This is a genomic window from Actinosynnema sp. NPDC049800 (genome assembly GCF_040656635.1).
Taxonomy (GTDB): domain Bacteria; phylum Actinomycetota; class Actinomycetes; order Mycobacteriales; family Pseudonocardiaceae; genus Actinosynnema.
In genome coordinates, this window is the sequence record NZ_JBFAMT010000001.1 from 62058 (window position 1) to 78011 (window position 15954).

13 protein-coding genes are annotated in these 15954 nt (G+C 74.6%); 4 read left to right on the top strand and 9 right to left on the bottom strand.

All coding sequences use genetic code 11. From position 1 onward, the window contains the following. Positions 1-12 precede the first annotated feature (12 nt). The 8 genes from AB0I91_RS00325 to AB0I91_RS00360 form a co-directional block, all read right to left on the bottom strand. Entirely contained in the window at positions 13-1080 is a 1068-nt protein-coding gene (locus AB0I91_RS00325) for a type III polyketide synthase (RefSeq protein WP_498772581.1), read from the bottom strand. 10 nt (positions 1081-1090) lie between these two features. Next, the gene (locus AB0I91_RS00330) at positions 1091-2221 is read right to left on the bottom strand and encodes a cytochrome P450 (RefSeq protein WP_499634359.1); all 1131 of its coding nucleotides are present in this window, start codon (positions 2219-2221) and stop codon (positions 1091-1093) included. Between the two features lie 330 nt (positions 2222-2551). Next, positions 2552-2992 (bottom strand): MerR family transcriptional regulator, encoded by a 441-nt coding sequence (locus tag AB0I91_RS00335; RefSeq protein ID WP_498772577.1) that lies wholly within the window; start codon positions 2990-2992, stop codon positions 2552-2554. After that, positions 2989-3312: a hypothetical protein gene (locus AB0I91_RS00340; protein ID WP_499634362.1), complete on the bottom strand. Its 324-nt coding sequence runs from the start codon at positions 3310-3312 to the stop codon at positions 2989-2991. Before AB0I91_RS00340 ends, AB0I91_RS00335 begins: the two co-directional genes overlap by 4 nt. A 34-nt stretch (positions 3313-3346) precedes the next feature. Continuing rightward, a complete protein-coding gene (locus tag AB0I91_RS00345) occupies positions 3347-4531 on the bottom strand; it encodes a CHAT domain-containing protein (RefSeq protein ID WP_499634365.1) in 1185 nt (394 codons plus the stop codon). Further along, complete coding sequence (locus AB0I91_RS00350; RefSeq protein WP_499634368.1) at positions 4528-6903, bottom strand: hypothetical protein; 2376 nt, start codon at positions 6901-6903, stop codon at positions 4528-4530. Before AB0I91_RS00350 ends, AB0I91_RS00345 begins: the two co-directional genes overlap by 4 nt. Then, positions 6900-7913, bottom strand: coding sequence for a hypothetical protein (locus tag AB0I91_RS00355; RefSeq protein WP_499634371.1), 1014 nt, complete (start codon positions 7911-7913; stop codon positions 6900-6902). Before AB0I91_RS00355 ends, AB0I91_RS00350 begins: the two co-directional genes overlap by 4 nt. Next, positions 7910-9160, bottom strand: a complete 1251-nt coding sequence (locus AB0I91_RS00360) for a hypothetical protein (protein WP_499634374.1) — start codon at positions 9158-9160, stop codon at positions 7910-7912. Before AB0I91_RS00360 ends, AB0I91_RS00355 begins: the two co-directional genes overlap by 4 nt. A 119-nt stretch (positions 9161-9279) precedes the next feature. Here AB0I91_RS00360 and AB0I91_RS00365 point away from each other — a divergent pair, with 119 nt between their 5' ends. The 4 genes from AB0I91_RS00365 to AB0I91_RS00380 all read left to right on the top strand — a co-directional run bounded on the left by AB0I91_RS00365 (position 9280) and on the right by AB0I91_RS00380 (position 15464). Beyond that, on the top strand, positions 9280-10374 hold the full coding sequence (locus AB0I91_RS00365) for a PA2928 family protein (protein ID WP_498772563.1): 1095 nt from the start codon (positions 9280-9282) through the stop codon (positions 10372-10374). Between the two features lie 162 nt (positions 10375-10536). Then, a complete protein-coding gene (locus AB0I91_RS00370; protein ID WP_499634378.1) occupies positions 10537-12849 on the top strand; it encodes a Tex family protein in 2313 nt (770 codons plus the stop codon). 15 nt (positions 12850-12864) lie between these two features. Next, positions 12865-13890, top strand: coding sequence for an NAD-dependent epimerase/dehydratase family protein (locus tag AB0I91_RS00375; protein ID WP_499634381.1), 1026 nt, complete (start codon positions 12865-12867; stop codon positions 13888-13890). Continuing rightward, complete coding sequence (locus AB0I91_RS00380; protein WP_498772557.1) at positions 13887-15464, top strand: phytoene desaturase family protein; 1578 nt, start codon at positions 13887-13889, stop codon at positions 15462-15464. The genes AB0I91_RS00375 and AB0I91_RS00380 overlap by 4 nt, the downstream gene beginning before the upstream one ends. A gap of 37 nt (positions 15465-15501) precedes the next feature. On the opposite strand, the gene AB0I91_RS00385 is transcribed toward AB0I91_RS00380, so the two are convergent. Then, on the bottom strand, positions 15502-15939 hold the full coding sequence (locus AB0I91_RS00385) for an SRPBCC family protein (RefSeq protein WP_498772555.1): 438 nt from the start codon (positions 15937-15939) through the stop codon (positions 15502-15504). Positions 15940-15954 lie beyond the last annotated feature (15 nt).

Genomic DNA, 15954 nt, shown 5'->3' on the forward strand with positions numbered 1-15954 from the left:
TCCCACACGCGATCACGTCGCCTCCGCCAGGTTCGACGCGGTCCAGGTGCCGAGCGCGATCTCCGCGGTGATGCCGGGGCCGAAGCCGGCGATGATCCCGCGCGCGCCGTGCCCGGCCCCGCCGTCGGCGAAGAGCCGGTCCAGGGCGTCGAAGATGACGACGCTGGCCACGTTGCCGCGTTCGGCGAGGGTCATCCTGCTGTACCGGAACGTCTCCGGCGGCAGCCGCAGGTGCTTGCCGAGGTCGTCCAGGATCCGCGGCCCGCCCGCGTGCACGATGTAGAAGTCGAGGCCCGCGATGTCCCAGCCGTGCGGGTCGGCCATGTCGCGCATGGCGGGCGCGAGCATCGACATCGTGCCGGGCACCCGCTTGTCCAGCAGGAAGTGGAACCCGGTCTCGCGGACCTCGTAGGCGATCCAGTCCTCGGTGTCGGGCACCAGGCGCGAGCTGTTCCGCTCGACCCGCACGCCCTCGCCGCCCTCGCCCCGCATCACGGCCGCGGCCAGCGCGTCGCCGAACAGGCCGTTGGACAGCAGGTTGCCGACGCCGAGGTCGGTCGGCTGGTACAGCAGCGAGCAGAACTCGCAGGCCACGATCAGCACGTTGGACCGGGGGTAGGCGGTGCAGAAGTCGTGCGCGCGGTTGATCGCCGCACCGCCCGCGGCACACCCGAGCTGCGCGATCGGGAGTTGCCGGGTGGACGACCGGAACCCCATCGTGTTGATCAGCCAGGCCGTCAGCGAGGGCATCGTGAACCCGGTGCACGAGACGTACACGATCAGGTCGATCTCGGTCGCGGGCAGGTCGGCGTGGTCGAGCGCCCGCCGCACCACCTCCGGCACCCTGGACTTGGCCTCCTTCTCGTAGAGGGCGTTGCGCACGGCGAAGCCGGGGTGCCTGAGGGTGTCCTCGATCGGCTGGAGGATGTGCCTGGTCTGCACGCCGGTGTTGCCGATGAGCCGCAACGCGAGGTCGAGTTGCGGGTGGTCGCGGTGCAGGGTCCTGGCCAGTTCCAGGGTCTGCTCGCGGGTGATGAGGTGCTCGGGCACCGCGACGGCGGGCCGGCAGAGGGTGGCCACGACCCGGCCCTCACCAGGCGACGGGCAGCACGAGCGGGTACCGCCAGATCGAGACGGTGTTCCACCGCACGTCCCGCGCCGGCACGGCCAGCCGCAGGGTGGGGAACCGGTCCAGCAGCCCGCCGATGGCCTCTTGGAGGACCATGCGGGCCAGGTGCGAGCCCAGGCAGTGGTGGCTGCCGTGGCCGAACGCCAGGTGCGGCGCGGGGTCCTCGCGGTCGAAGTCGATCTCGTCGGGCCGCTCGTAGGCGGACCCGTCGCGGTTGGCGGTCAGGTACGACACGTGGACCGCGTCGCCGGCCTTGATCGTCACGCCGCCGACCTCGACGTCCTCCAGCGCGACGCGCGGGATGCCGACGCCCTGGCGGAACGGGATGAACCGCAGCAGCTCCTCGATGGCGCGGGGCAGCGACTCGGGCCCGGACCGCAGCCGTTCCAGGTGCTCGGGGTGCGTGAGCAGCGTGTACGTGATGTCCCCGATCTCGTAGGTGGTGGTGTCGTGACCCGTGACGACCAGGAGCATGACCAGCACGGACAGCTCCGCGTCGGTCAGCACCTCGTCGCTCGCGCGGGCCGTGGCCAGGGCGCTGACCAGGTCGTCGCCGGGGTCGCGGCGGCGGGCGGCGGTGAGCCGGTCGAAGTAGGCGCGCATCCCGGTCCTGGCCGCCGCGGCGGCGTCGCGGTCGGCGGGGCTCATCGCCATCATCGCGGTCGCCCACCGGCGCAGCGCGGGCCGGTCCGGCTCGGGGATCTCCAGCAGCTCGCAGATCGTCATCAGGGGCAGCCGGTCCGCGAGGTGCTCGACCACGTCCGCCGGCGGGCCGTGCTCGACCATGGTGTCCAGCAGGGCGTCCACGGTCCGCCGCACCCACGGCCGCAGCGCTTCGACCTGGGGTGTGGAGAACGCCTTGAGGACCAGCCGGCGGACCCGGTTGAGGGCGGGCGGGTCCATCAGGTTGATCGCCTCGCGCTGGGCGATGGGGGCCGGGGTGATGCGGGGGAAGTCGCGGTCGACCAGCGCGGCCCGGCTGAACCGCCGGTCCGAGGTGACCGCGCGGACGTCGTCGTGGCGCGTCACCAGCCACGCGTCGCCCTCGCCGTAGGGCAGGCGGACCCTGGCGACCGGCGACTCGGTCCGCATCCGGGTCAGGAAGGGGTCCGGTTCCAGGGCCTCGTCGTGACGAAAGGGACAGCTCGGCACGGCCTCTCGGTCGTGCGTCTGGGCGTTCACGACGACGTTCCCCTCTGCGGCGGCTGCGGCGAAAATCCAATGCCCTCCATCAGACACGCCGCCGCACCGCCATGTCCCGGCCCCGGGCGCGGTTTCATCAGTTGTCGCGGTTCTCCCACCGGTTCGTGACCGGTGATCGCGCGCCCACTAACTCTCCGAGCCGGCCCTTTCCACTCATTCAGGCGCTCAAACGCCCTCCATGGAGCACAGGTCCGGTGTGCCACAACCGCTCAAAGTAGGTCAGCAGGACCCGCAACCGGCGTCGACGGCCGGATCCGCGAACGGGATCGGGCAGGACGGGGCGTGCGCGCACGCGACCAGGTCGTCGCAGCCGAAGTCCAGGGCGGTGCGCAGCGTCTCGCGGATCACCTCCAGGTCGGTGATCCTGGCCTCCACCTCGGCGAGCTTGACCGTCACCCGGTCCCGCAACCCGGGCTCGCGGCGGGAGCCGAGCCGCCGGCGGCGCACGTCGAGCAGGTCGGAGATCTCGTCCAGGGTGAACCCGAGCCGCTGCGCCGCCTTGATCACCCGCAGCACGGTGAGCGCTTCGGGCGGGTAGAGGCGGTGGCCGCCCGGCGTCCGCTCCGGTTCCGACAGCAGGCCCCGGCGCTCGTAGTAGCGCAACGTCTGGTGGTTCACGCCGGCGGCCTCGGCGAGCTGCCCGCTGCGCAACGCGGTCACGTCGCCCCACCCGCCCGCTGCTGCAGGGCGTCGAGCACGTCGACGTGCGCGTCCGTGACGGTGACGTCCAGCCGCACCCGCCCGGCCGAGGCCACGACGGCGAACGTGAAGAACGAGCAGCACGTGGTCTCGCGCACGGCCAGCGCCGCCGCCCGTGCCGCCGTCTCCGGCGTCGGGTCGAGGGTGATGCGCAGGTGGGTCGGGTCCGGGCGCTCCACGCCGCCGGTGGTGAACAGCGCGTCGAACTCCGCTTCCCACAGCGGGCGTTCGGCGGTCGGCAGCGTGCACGCCGCCGGCGCCCAGCGTTCGTCTGTGCTCATGACGCCACGGTAAGCCTGTACCGCGGTACCGGTTTCAAGGTCGGCCGCGGTGTGGCGCCCAGGTGGTGGCGAACGCGGCCCACACGAGCGGTGAGCAGGTCGGGTCGCCCGTTTCCTCCCACCGGGTGGCCGCGGCGCGTTGCCAGTCGTTGAGCGCGGTCACCGGGTCGGGCGCGCGGTGGGCGGCGTCGATGGCGAGCACGGTGGGCGCGAGGACGGGGGTCGGCGGGAAGCCGGTCACCAGTCGGCGCAGCCCTTCGTCGGTCGGCAACGTCCACCTCGTCGCGGTCACGTGCTCCGCGCCACCGTGCACCATGGCCGTGACCAGGCCGGACGGTTCGGCGAAGCGGACGTCGCCGCCGCTCTCGCAGGCCACCAGGGCGACCCGGGCCGGTATCCGCCACGGGCGCACCGGGCCGGGCCGGTGACCCAGCACGATGTCGGCGGCGGCCAGGGGGCGGTGCGCGCCGAGCGGTGCGGCCCGGCCCGTGGTGGCGGACGTGCAGGACAGGTGCAGGCGTGCGTCGAGGCCGTGCCCGCCGGTGGTGACGTGCCCGACGTAGAGGAAGCGCGAGGCGGTGGCCAGCTCCCGTTCGAGGTGGTCGCGGTCGATGTCGGCGCGGCGCAGGCCGCCGGGCGCGAGCGCGGTCAGCTCCGGGGTCGGGTGGCCGAGCACCGAGCCCAGGCCGGACGCGTCGGGGAAGCCGGGCACGACGGGGTCCAGCACGCGGACGACCGGTCCGCGGGGGTCGAAGGGGTGCACCCGGCGTGCCGCGGCGTTGCCGACGGTCGCCGGGGGCAGCACCGAGATGGCGGTCTCGTGCACCGCCCGCCGTCCTTCGTCGACCCGCAGCGCTTCCCAGGGCACCAGGGCGGTCGAGGGGGACGGCTGGACGCGCAGGTGCGGCCGGATCCCCTGCGCCAGCCAGGAGTTCAGCTCGGCCGCCAGCCGGTTCGGCACCAGGGCGCGCGCCAGCCGCGTCGCCAGGTCGAGTTCGCGCGCGTGGTCCACGAGCGGGCCGTTCGTGAGGGCGCGCCGCAACGCCTGGTCGGCGGTCTCGCCCGGCAACGGCGACGGCACCGCCGCGGCCCACTCGTCCAACGTGGCCCGCACGAGGTCGCGCGGCACGGCGATGACGCGGGGTTCGGCCGGTTCGTGCTCCCACCGCCACGACGCGTACAGGTCGCCCGCGTCCACGAACTTGAGCTGCACGGTCACCACGACGCCACCGCCCGTTCCGATCGCACCGCGAACCCGTAGCGCTGCTCGGCCACGTCGATCCAGGCGTCCAGGGCGGTCGGCGTGGCGGGGTCGAGCCGGACCCTCGGCGGCAGTTCGAAGCCGGTGGCGGGGAAGGCCGGGTCCGTGCCCGTGGCGAACCCGGAGGCCGCGTAGGGCAGGTGCGCGCCGGTCGTCGGGGGTTCGGGCAACGTGAGCAGGTCTCCGCGTGCGACGGGTGTCGTGGCCCCCTCGGCGTGCAGGGACACCGCGCCCGCGACGTGGTCGATGTACTCGGCCGCCAACGTCGAGTCACCGAGCGCCCGGATGGCCAGGAACGCCGACCGGGTGGCGGGTGCGGAGGCCAGTGCGACCCACCGTTCGCGCAGGGGGCCGTGCGGGAACCGTTGCCGGATCGCTTCCGCGGCGAGCGCGGCGGGCAGCGCCAGGTCCAGTGCGCGGCGGCCGAGCTGCTGCCGTTGGTCGCCGGTGGTGGCGGCGGCCCGGCGGATCAGGGCGTCCGCGCGCCACCACGCCATGCCCAGCGCGACGTGCCACAGGCCGGCCGCCTCGCACAACGCCGCCGCTTCGGCGTAGCAGGACTCGGCCTCGGCGAACTCCTGCGCCGCCTCGAACGCCGAGCCGCGCACCTGGTGCAGGGACAACGATTCCAGCGGGGTCGCGGTGTCCAGGAGCGCGAGTGCGCGGTCCGTCAACGCCAGGGCTGCCCGGGGCTCGCCGCGCAGGACCGCGACGGCGGCCCGGCCGTGCAGGCAGGCGGCTCGTCGGCGGGGGTCGTCGGCGAGGAGGGCTTCGGCCTCGTCGTACAGCGCGTCCGCCCGGTCGGTGTCGGAGGCGAGGTAGGCCAGGCGGGCGGAGCTGATTAGGGCGGTGGCGACGCCGGGGAGGTCGCCGGTGGCGGCGCACAGGTCGCGGGCGAGGGCGAGGTGTTCGGCGGCGCCGGGGAGGTCGCCGGTCGCGCTCGTGATCTCGGCCAGCGTGGCGTGGACGGACGCGGCCAGGGCCGGGGCGGCGGTGTAGGCGAGGTCCAGCGCGGTGCGCGCTTCGTCGGCGGCTTCGGCGAACCAGCCCCCGGTGGCGAGGACGCGGGCGCGGGTGGCGCGGACGGTGGCTTCGACGGGTTCGGCGTCGTCGGCCTGTGTGACCAGGTCGAGGGCTTCGTCCAGGTCGGTGAGGGCGGCGGGGAGGTGGGTCTGGCCGAGCCGTGCCGCGGCTCGGGAGATGAGGGCGTTGACCAGGACTGAGGCCGAGCCGTAGGCGTCGCCGACGAGCGTGAGCGCCGTGCGGGCCGCCTCGATGGCTTCGGTGCTCCAGCGGACGGCTTCGCGGGGGTGGTCGGCGACTCCGGCCAGGTTGCCCGCGACCCCCGCTCGGCAGACCAGGGCTTCGACGTCGTCCACGGTGGCCGGTTCGGCTCCGGCCCTTGCCGCGGCTGCCAGGTCGGCCGTTGCGGGGTCGGCCGTTGCAGCGGCTGCCGGGTCGGTCGGGTCGGCGTTCGCGGCGGGTGGTTGCTTCGCAGGGGTCCCCGCCAAGGGGACCCCTGTTTTTATTGTCCCAGAAGGGTCTGACAATTCCGGGGCCTCGCCGTGCGCCAAGTCGGGCGCCCGGTCGGACGGCTCGCGGGTGGCGGTACCGGGCGCGTCGTGAAGCGCGCCCTCGAACGGTTCGCGCTGCGGGACTTCGAGCGCCTCGCGGTACGCGGCGGCGAAGGCGGACTTGGCGGCGGCGCGGTTGCCCGATGACAGCAGCACGGCGCCCTCGGAGTTCAGCGCCACGAACCGCTGCCACCGGGGTCCGAGCGGTCGGCGGCCGGGGTTGTCCGACAGCAGCCGGTACATCGCGGCGCGATCCCCGTCGCCCGCCTCGTCGGCCAGGACCGCCAGGTTCGAGTAGAGGTTCTCCAGGTACTCGGGCGCGTGCAGCCCGGCCAGTTCGACCGCCTCGACGGCCTCCGCCTCGGCCTCCGCGAGGTGACCGGCCATCATCAGCAGCCCGACGCGCGTCGTGCGCAGCACCACCTGCTGCGCCGGCTCGGCGCCGACGAGCGCCTCCTCGACGTCCCGCCACCCCTCCTCCCACCGGTCGAACCAGGGCAGCAGGTCCGCGCGCGCCGCGACGGCCGTCAGCCGGACCGCCCCCTCCCCCACCGCGATCGCCTCGGTCAGCAGCTCCACCGCGTGCGCACGCTCGCCGGCCATGTCCACCACGTGCGCCAGGTTCACCAAGACCTGCGCGCGGTCCTCCGCCGAGGACGCCGCGAGCGCCGCTTCGAGCGCGGACCGCGCGCCGACCAGGTCACCGGCGCCGGCCAGTCGCACGCCTTCGTCGTTCAGCTCCGACGGGTCGTTCACCGGGCCGTCCGCTCGGTGACGGTGGCGGTCGGCGAGCCGATCCGGGACCGGGCATAGGAGATGATCGCCGCACGGCGCGGCGCGGCGTCCGGGTCGGGTGCGGTCGGCTCTGCGAAGTCCGGTGCGTAGACGGTCAGCGCGCGCCGGTCCGGCGGCAGCAGCAGCACGGCCGCCGACACCGGCGCGGACCCGGTGAGCCACCCCGTCGCGTCGACGTCCAGCGCCACCTCGACCTCGCCGAACCCGAACCGTGCCGCCAACCGCGACCCCGGAGTGGGTCCGGGCACGACGGACACCTCCAGCACCGTGCTCCCCTGCCGCCGCACGACGGCCCACCGGGCGGGCGCGGCGGCGTCGACCGCGCCGTGCGGCACCAAAGCCCAGTCCACAGTGGACGTCCCGGACAGGGCCGTGACGCCGGTGCCGCCGTCCACCCCTCCGGCGGCCAACGCGAACCCGGCCCTGCCCGGGGCCCGCGCCGGCCGCAGCTCCACCCCGTAGTCCTCGGCCAGCGCGGCGACCCGCTCGGCCAACGCGTCCACCTCCGGATCGGACGTCGGCACGTCGAACGACCCGACCGAGGCCAACGCCCGCTCGACCGCGTCCGGGTCGTCCAGCAGGTGCTCCACAGTGGACACGGCGACCGCGCGTTCCGCGTGCAGCACAGCGGGATCCAACGCGGGCACGCCGGCCGTGACCGACGCGGGCCACCACGCGCCCGCCCAGTTCAGCTGCGCCACGCGGCGGCAGGCGTCCCGGACGCCCCAGTCACCGCCATCGGGCACCTCCACCTCCGCCGCACCACCGAGGATCGCCTCGGCCGCGTCGCCGTAGACCTCCCACAGCCACTCGGCCGCGCGCTCCGGGTCGTGCACGCGTGCGGCGGGCGCGGCGGCGTCGGCCAGGACGTCCCAGGCGAGCGAAGCACCCGAGCCTTCGAGCAGCGCCACGACCTCGGGCGACGTGGGCCAGTCGCCGACGACGAGATCGGCCGCGCGCGTCACCCTCACGCCACCGCCTCCCGCTCCAGCGCGGACCGCAACCGGTCGCGCTGGTCGAGGATCACCGAGCGCAGCACGCCGTCGAGCACGTCCCACACCTGGTCGAACGTCACGGTCTCGTGCCGCAGCTCGCGGCCGTGCAGGCGCACCCACAACCGCCGCAGGTAGGCCTCCCGCACGCCGCGCACGTCCGCGCGGACCTCCGGCGGCACGGCCGACGGCATCCGCAGCACGCGGTGCACGTACGCCTCGCGCTCCCACCTCGACCGCAACCTGGCCGCCGCCGAGCCCGCCGAGCCCGCCCCGCCCACCGGCGGGCCCGCGAGGTCGGCGGACGCGTCCCGGCCCAGCACCACGACGAGCCTGCTCTCCTCCTCGGCGAGCTGCCACGGCCCCGCCGACCGGGTGATCTCCCGCCGCACCAACGTCGGCACGTCCGCCAGCCCGGCCCGCTGGAAGGCGTTGGTCAGCGGCGCGAACAGGCGTTCCACGATCGACCGGTCGAACGGCCTGGGCAGGTTCGCCTTCGACGCGCCACGGCCCAGCTCGGGGCGCACGGGCCGGTCACGCGAGGTCAGCCCGTGCGCCAGCGCCACGCCCGGCCGGTCGAGGTCCGCCGCGCCCGCGCTGCCCGCCAGGCCCGCGACCAGCGCCCCGAACAGGGTCCGGTCGGGTGCGACGGCGCAGGTGGCCAGGAACTCCGAGGTCGCCGTCGACCCCGCGGCGGCGGGGCGGCGCGCGGCCCACGCGGCGTCGAGCAGCCGGGTCAGCTCGGCGGCGTTGACCGGGTCGGTCACGAAGTCGCGCAGCGCGGCGACGGTCGGACCGTCCTGCTCGTGGACCTCCGCCAGCACGGTCGCGGCGACGTCGGCGGCGTCCGGCCCGGGTTCGCCGTGCACCGTGGCCAGTTCGAAGCAGCGTTGGAAGTACAGGTCCTGCGGGTTGCCGTCGGTGATCCAGCGGCGGCGGCGTTCCTTCTTCAGCACGGCGAACCAGCTCGCGGTCGCGGCCAGCACGGGGCCCGCGTCGGCGATCCGGGCGGTCAGGGCGTCGGCGTGCTCGGCGGCGATCGCGCCCGCGGCGAACTCCGGGTTGAGCACGGGCCGCAGCACGAGCGGGTCGAGGATCAGCTTGACCGTGCGGGTCAGCGGGCGGCCGGCGTCGTTGCTCAGGGGCGCGACCGCGTCACCCAACCCGGCCCACGCCCGGGCGACCAGCGCACCGCGCGGAAGCGTCGCGGCTCGGACGGTGCTCACCGACCCGAGCCTAGTCGACCGGGATCACCGCTGGTGGCGGACTCGCGCACCCGGTTCCTGGGACCGGTAGGCGAGGTGTCCGGCCGATGCTTCCCCCACCACGACCGAACGGGGGAACCATGTACGGGACACCGCAGCAGTACTCGCCGATGACGCCCTACGAGACGCCGTCGCCTCGGCGGCGACGCGTCCTGCCGCTGTTGTTGTTGCCGCCGGTGTTGTTCGCGCTGCTGTTCTTCGGCGGGTCCTACGCGGTCTCGCCGGAGCCGGACGTGGAGATGCAGGACGGGTTCGCGTTCGCCGAGGTCGACGGGCGGGACGTGGTGCTGGCGCCGTACGCGCGGCACGGCGTGCGCGGGATGTTCCAGCTGATGACGCAGGACCTGTTCCAGGTGCGGCTGGCGGCCACGGACCCGGCCACCGGCGACGTGCTGTGGGACACGCAGCTGTCCGACCAGCTGGTCTGGGAGGCGTCGGTGCTGGCGGCCGGGCAGCGCTACGCCTACCTGGCCACGGATTCCGGGCTGGTCGTGGTCGGGTTGGCGGACGGTTCGGTGGTGGCCGAGGGCGCGGGTGTCCAAGGGCTCGGCGACGCGTTCGCCACCGCGCGGACCGCCTACGCGTACGACCGGGAGAACCGCCGCCTGATGGCCATGACCGCCACCGGAGGGGTGTTGGCGATCAGGCTCGACGAGGTGGTGGCCGAGCCGGTCGACCCGCAGACCGCCGCGACCTGGTCCGGCCGGCTCTCCGTGCAGCGCGGCCCGGGCGCGCCGACCGCCGCGACCGGTGCCGAGGCCGCCTTGGCCGGCGGCGAGCGGATCGCGCTGCGGCAGGCGCCGGGTGGCACGCCGGGCAGCGTGCTGGTCCGCGTCACGGCCGACGGTCGGGAGGTCCAGGTGGGCGCGACCGCGTTCCCCGACGCCCGGCTGGTGGTCGACGGCGTGACCGCGGTCGCGACCACCACCGGGCACGTGCTGGTCGAGCACCAGCGCTCGGTGAACGACCCCGGCGTCGCGCTGAGCCTGGTGTCCCTGGCGACCGGGCAGGTCACGGCCACGTTGACGGTCGACTCGCGGGTCGGTCGAGCGCTCGTCGGCCCGGACGGCGTCACGGCGCTGACGGCGGGCGAGGTGTTCGCCGCGGTCGTCGGCGACGGCCGGGTCCTGTCCCTCGACGTCGGCCTGGCCGACTTCTTCGGCTCCCACCGCTGACCCCGGCGCTCCCCTCCGAAGTGGACGACGACCACCGCGCACGGACGACCCCGGCCGGGTCGCGGTTGATCCGGCCGGGTGAGGGGCTCCCCGACCGATCGGCGGCCGGGCCCGGTCGGGGTGCCCGAACGTGGCCCGGCGGGCAGGGCACAATGGCTCGCTGTGACCACAGCCATTCACCAGAGGATCGCCGACGAGCTCGGGGTGCGGGCCGGGCAGGTCAGCGCCGCCGTCGACCTGCTCGACGGTGGTTCCACCGTTCCCTTCATCGCCCGCTACCGCAAGGAAGCGACCGGCGCGCTCGACGACACCCAGCTCCGCACGCTGGAGGAACGGCTGGGCTACCTGCGGGAGCTGGAGGACCGCCGGGCGGCTGTGCTCGAGTCCATCCGGTCGCAGGGCAAGCTGGACGACGCGCTGGAGGCGTCGATCCTGGCCGCCGACTCCAAGGCCCGGCTGGAGGACCTCTACCTGCCGTTCAAGCCGAAGCGGCGGACCAAGGCGCAGATCGCGCGCGAGCAGGGCCTCGAACCGCTCGCCGACGGCCTGCTGGGCGACCCGACGCAGGACCCGCAGGAGGTGGCGAAGGCGTTCGTGACCGAGGAGGTCGCCGACGTCGCCGCCGCGCTGCTGGGCGCGCGGGCGATCCTGGTCGAGCGGTTCGGCGAGGACGGCGACCTCATCGGCGAGCTGCGCGAGCGCATGTGGGCGCAGGGGCGGCTCGCGTCCAAGGTCCGGGAGGGCAAGGAGGAGGACGGCGCGAAGTTCGCCGACTACTTCGACTTCTCCGAGCCGTTCGCGAAGCTGCCCTCGCACCGCATCCTCGCGCTGCTGCGCGGCGAGAAGGAGGAGGTGCTCGACCTCCAGTTCGACCCCGCCGACGAGGACGAGCCCACCGGCTACGAGGCGCGCATCGCGTCCCGCTTCGGCGTGGACGACCGGGGCCGGCCCGCCGACCGGTGGCTCGGCGACACCGTGCGCTGGGCGTGGCGCACCCGGATCCTGGTGCACCTCGGCATCGACCTGCGGTCGCGGCTGCGGGCGTTCGCCGAGGACGAGGCCGTGAAGGTGTTCGCGTCGAACCTGCGCGACCTGCTGCTGGCCGCGCCCGCCGGCACCCGCGCCACGATGGGCCTCGACCCCGGTTTCCGCACCGGCGTGAAGGTGGCCGTCGTCGACGCGACCGGCAAGGTCGTCGACACCGACGTGATCTACCCGCACGTGCCCGCGAACCGGTGGGACGAGTCGATCGCCAAGCTGGCGGTGCTGGCGAAGAAGCACGACGTCGAGCTGATCTCCATCGGCAACGGCACCGCGTCGCGCGAGACCGACAAGCTGGCCGCCGACCTGCTCAAGCGGCACCCCGAGCTGAAGCTGACCAAGGCCGTGGTGTCGGAGGCGGGCGCGTCGGTGTACTCGGCGTCGGCGTTCGCGTCGGCCGAGCTGCCGGGCATGGACGTGTCGCTGCGCGGCGCGGTGTCCATCGCCCGCCGGCTGCAGGACCCGCTGGCCGAGCTGGTGAAGATCGACCCGAAGTCGATCGGCGTCGGCCAGTACCAGCACGACCTGTCCGAGACGAAGCTGTCGAAGTCGTTGGACGCGGTGGTCGAGGACTGCGTGAACGCGGTCGGCGTGGACCTGAACACCGCCTCGGTGCCGCTGCTGACCCGCGTCTCCGGCATCACCGCCGGGCTGGCCGAGAACATCGTGCAGCACCGCGACAGCAACGGCCCGTTCCGCTCGCGGCGCGCGTTGAAGGACGTGGCGCGGCTGGGCCCCAAGGCGTTCGAGCAGTGCGCGGGCTTCCTCCGCATCCCGAACGGCGACGACCCGCTGGACGCCTCCTCCGTGCACCCCGAGGCGTACCCGGTGGTGCGGCGGATGCAGGAGCGCGCGGGCGGCGAGCAGCTGATCGGCAACACGGCGGTGCTGAAGGCGCTGCGGCCGCAGGAGTTCGTGGACGACACGTTCGGCCTGCCGACGGTCACCGACATCCTGCGCGAGCTGGAGAAGCCGGGGCGCGACCCGCGGCCCGCGTTCAAGACGGCGACGTTCGCCGAGGGCGTGGAGAAGATCGCCGACCTCAAGCCCGGCATGGTGCTGGAGGGCGTGGTGACGAACGTGGCCGCGTTCGGCGCGTTCGTGGACGTCGGCGTGCACCAGGACGGCCTGGTGCACATCTCGGCGCTGTCCAACACCTACGTCAAGGACCCGCGCGACGTGGTCAAGTCCGGTGACGTGGTGCGGGTGAAGGTGCTGGAGGTCGACATCCCGCGCAAGCGGATCGGGTTGACGCTGCGGCTGGAGGACGAGCCGGGCCGCAAGCCGCCCCGCGAGCAGCGCGAGCCGCGCGGCGGTCAGCGCGGTGGCGGCGCGCCCCGCGGTGGCGGCAAGCCCCGGCAGCAGGAGCGCCCGCCGGCCAACGGCGCGATGGCCGAGGCGCTGCGGCGCGCGGGGCTTGGCGGCGCGAAGTAGGGGTACCCGGCGGCCATGAGGGTCGTCGTCACGGGTGCCAGCGGCAACGTGGGGACGGCCCTGCGCCGCGTGCTCGCGGACGCGGGCGACCCGGTGGTGGGCATCGCGCGGCGGATACCCGTCGGTTCACCCGATTGGGTGAGTTGCGACGTGGGCGCGCCGGCCGCCGAGGTGGTGCTGGGCAGGGCGTTCGCGGGTGCGGAGGCGGTGGTGCACCTGGCGTGGGCGGTGCAGCCCACGTCGGGTGAGCCCGCCATGCGGCGCACCAACCTCACCGGCACCGCGCACGTGCTGCGTGCGGCGGACCGGGCCGGTGTGCCGCACGTGGTGGTGATGTCCTCGGTCGCCGCGTACACGCCCGCTGCCACGCCGGTGGACGAGTCGTGGCCGTGCGGCGGGGTGCCCGGCAGCGCGTACAGCGCGCAGAAGGCCGAGCTGGAGCGGTTGGTCGCCGGTCGCCCCGGGGTGGCCGTGCTGCGGCCGTGCGCGATCGTGCAGCCGGACGCGGGCGGTGAGCTCGGCCGGTGGGTGCTGAGCCCGTTGGCGCCCGCGCGGGTGGTGGGGCGGCGGTGGCTGCCGGTGCCGTTGTGGCGGGGGTTGCGGGCGCAGGTGGTGCACGCGGAGGACGTGGCGCGGGCGGTCCAGGTGGTCCTCGCGCGGCACGCCGTCGGCGCGTTCAACGTGGCCGCCGACCCGCCGTTGGACGCGCGTGAGCTGGCCCCGTTGTTCGGCGGGTTCCTGCTGCCGGTGCCGTTGGCCCTGTTGCGGGCGGTGGCCTGGCCGACGTGGCGGCTGGGCCTGCAGCCCGTGCACCCCGGGTGGTTGCGGCTGGCGGATCAGGTGTCCGTTGTGGACAGTTCACGGTTGCGGGCGTTGGGGTGGGCGCCCGCGCACCCGCCGCGGGAGGCGTTGGCGGAGCTCGTGGTGGCGGTCGCGGAGGGGCGCGGCACGTGGGGCCCGCTCGCGCCGCGCGATGTGGGACGGTGGCGGGGGTTGCGGTTCGGTCGGCCGGTGCAGCAGAGCCAGGGAGACGTGCGTTGAGCGATGTCGTGGACGCGGTGGTCATCGGTTCCGGCCCGAACGGGCTGGTGGCGGCGAACCTGCTGGCGGACGCCGGGTGGGACGTGCTGGTGCTGGAGGCGGCCGACGAGCCCGGTGGGGCGGTGCGGACGGCGGAGTTGACCGAGCCGGGGTTCCGGCACGACCTGTTCAGCGCGTTCTACCCGCTGGGCGCGGCGTCGCCGGTGATCTCCGGGTTGGACCTGGGTCGGCACGGGTTGCGGTGGCGGCGGGCGCCGGAGGTGCTGGCGCACGTGCTGCCGGACGACCGGGCCGTGGTGCTGTCGCGGGACGTGGACCGGACGGCGGCGTCGGTGGAGGCGTTCGGCGCGGGTGACGGTGACGCGTGGCGGGCGGAGTTCGCGCTGTGGCAACGGGTCCGGGAGGAGTTGGTCGAGGCGCTGATGCGGCCGTTCCCGCCGGTGCGCGCGGGCGCGGGGTTGGTGGGTGCGCTGGGCGCGGGTGGGGCGTTGCGGTTCGCGCGGTCGTTCCTGCAGTCGGTGCGGGCGTTCGGGGACGAGCGGTTCTCGGGTGAGGGCGCGCCGTTGTTGTTGGCGGGCAACGCGATGCACACCGACCTGGGGCCCGACCAGGCGGGCGGCGCCGCGTTCGGGTGGTTGCTGTCGATGCTGGGGCAGGACGTGGGGTACCCGGTGCCGGAGGGCGGTGCGGGCGCGTTAACGCGGGCGTTGGTGCGGCGGCTCGGCGGTGTGGTGGAGTGCGGCCGGGCGGTGGAGCGGGTGGTGGTCGCCGGTGGGCGCGCGCTGGGGGTGCGTGACGCCGCGGGTGGGTACGTGCGGGCGCGGAAGGCGGTGCTGGCGGACGTGCCGGCGCCGGCGTTGTACCTCGGGTTGGTGGGGGCGGAGCACCTGCCGCCGCGGTTGGTGTCGGACCTGGGCGCGTTCGAGTGGGACGACGCGACGATCAAGGTGGACTGGGCGTTGGACGGGCCGGTGCCGTGGACGGCGGGTGCGGTGCGGGGTGCGGGGACCGTCCACTTGGGAGGGGACTTCAACGGGTTGTCGATGTCCAGCGCGGAGATCGCGTGCGGGCGGCCGCCGCGGACGCCGTTCGTGATCATGGGGCAGATGACGACGACGGACCCGAGCCGGTCACCGGTCGGCACGGAGACCGCTTGGGCGTACACGCACGTGCCGCGGGGTGAGCAGTGGTCCGCCGACCGGGTGCGCCGCCGTGCCGACCGGGTGGAGCAGCTCGTCGAGCGGCACGCGCCGGGGTTCCGCGACCTGATCCGCGCCCGTGTGGTGCACGGGCCGTCCGACCTGGAGACCCGCAACCGCAGCCTGGTCGGCGGTTCGATCAACGCGGGCACCGCCGCCGTCCACCAGCAGTTGGTCTTCCGCCCGACCCCGGGCCTGGCCCGTGCCGACACCCCCGTCGACCGCCTGTACCTGACGTCCGCGTCCGCCCACCCCGGTGGCGGCGTCCACGGCGCACCGGGCGCGAACGCCGCCCGTGCCGCCCTGACCCGCAACGCCCTGGCCGGCGACGCCTACCGCCTCCTCCTCCGCACCCTCCACCACCACCTCTACTGACCCGCGTCCAGAGGTCCTGAGCGTTCGACGCGCGGGGTCAGGTGGGTTTGCGGACGGCTCGGGCGGTGAGGCGGGCCAGGGTCTCGCGGTTGCGAGGGGTCAGGAAGAGGGACTGGGCCGGCTCGGGGAGCAGGGAGAGGGGGCCCTTGATCGCCTCCTCGAGCATGGTGACCTCGCAGCCGTCCGAGGTGGCCTTCAGGTCGAAGCGGATGCGGGCCGCGCCCAGCGGCCACAGGCGGGCCTCCAGCTCCAGCATCCGGGGCGGGTCGACGTCCAGCACCGTGGTCACGTCCTGCACCGACAACGGCCACGCGCCGACGCTGTGGTGGATCCGCGTGCCGGTACCCGGCCACCCCGCGTCGACCTCGCGGATGTGCGCGGCGCCGACCACCCACCCCGCGTAGGACCAGCCGTCGGCCAGCACCGCGAACACCCGCTCCACGGACGTCGGCACCGTCGTGCGCACCTCGATCATGCGCCTCGGATTCCC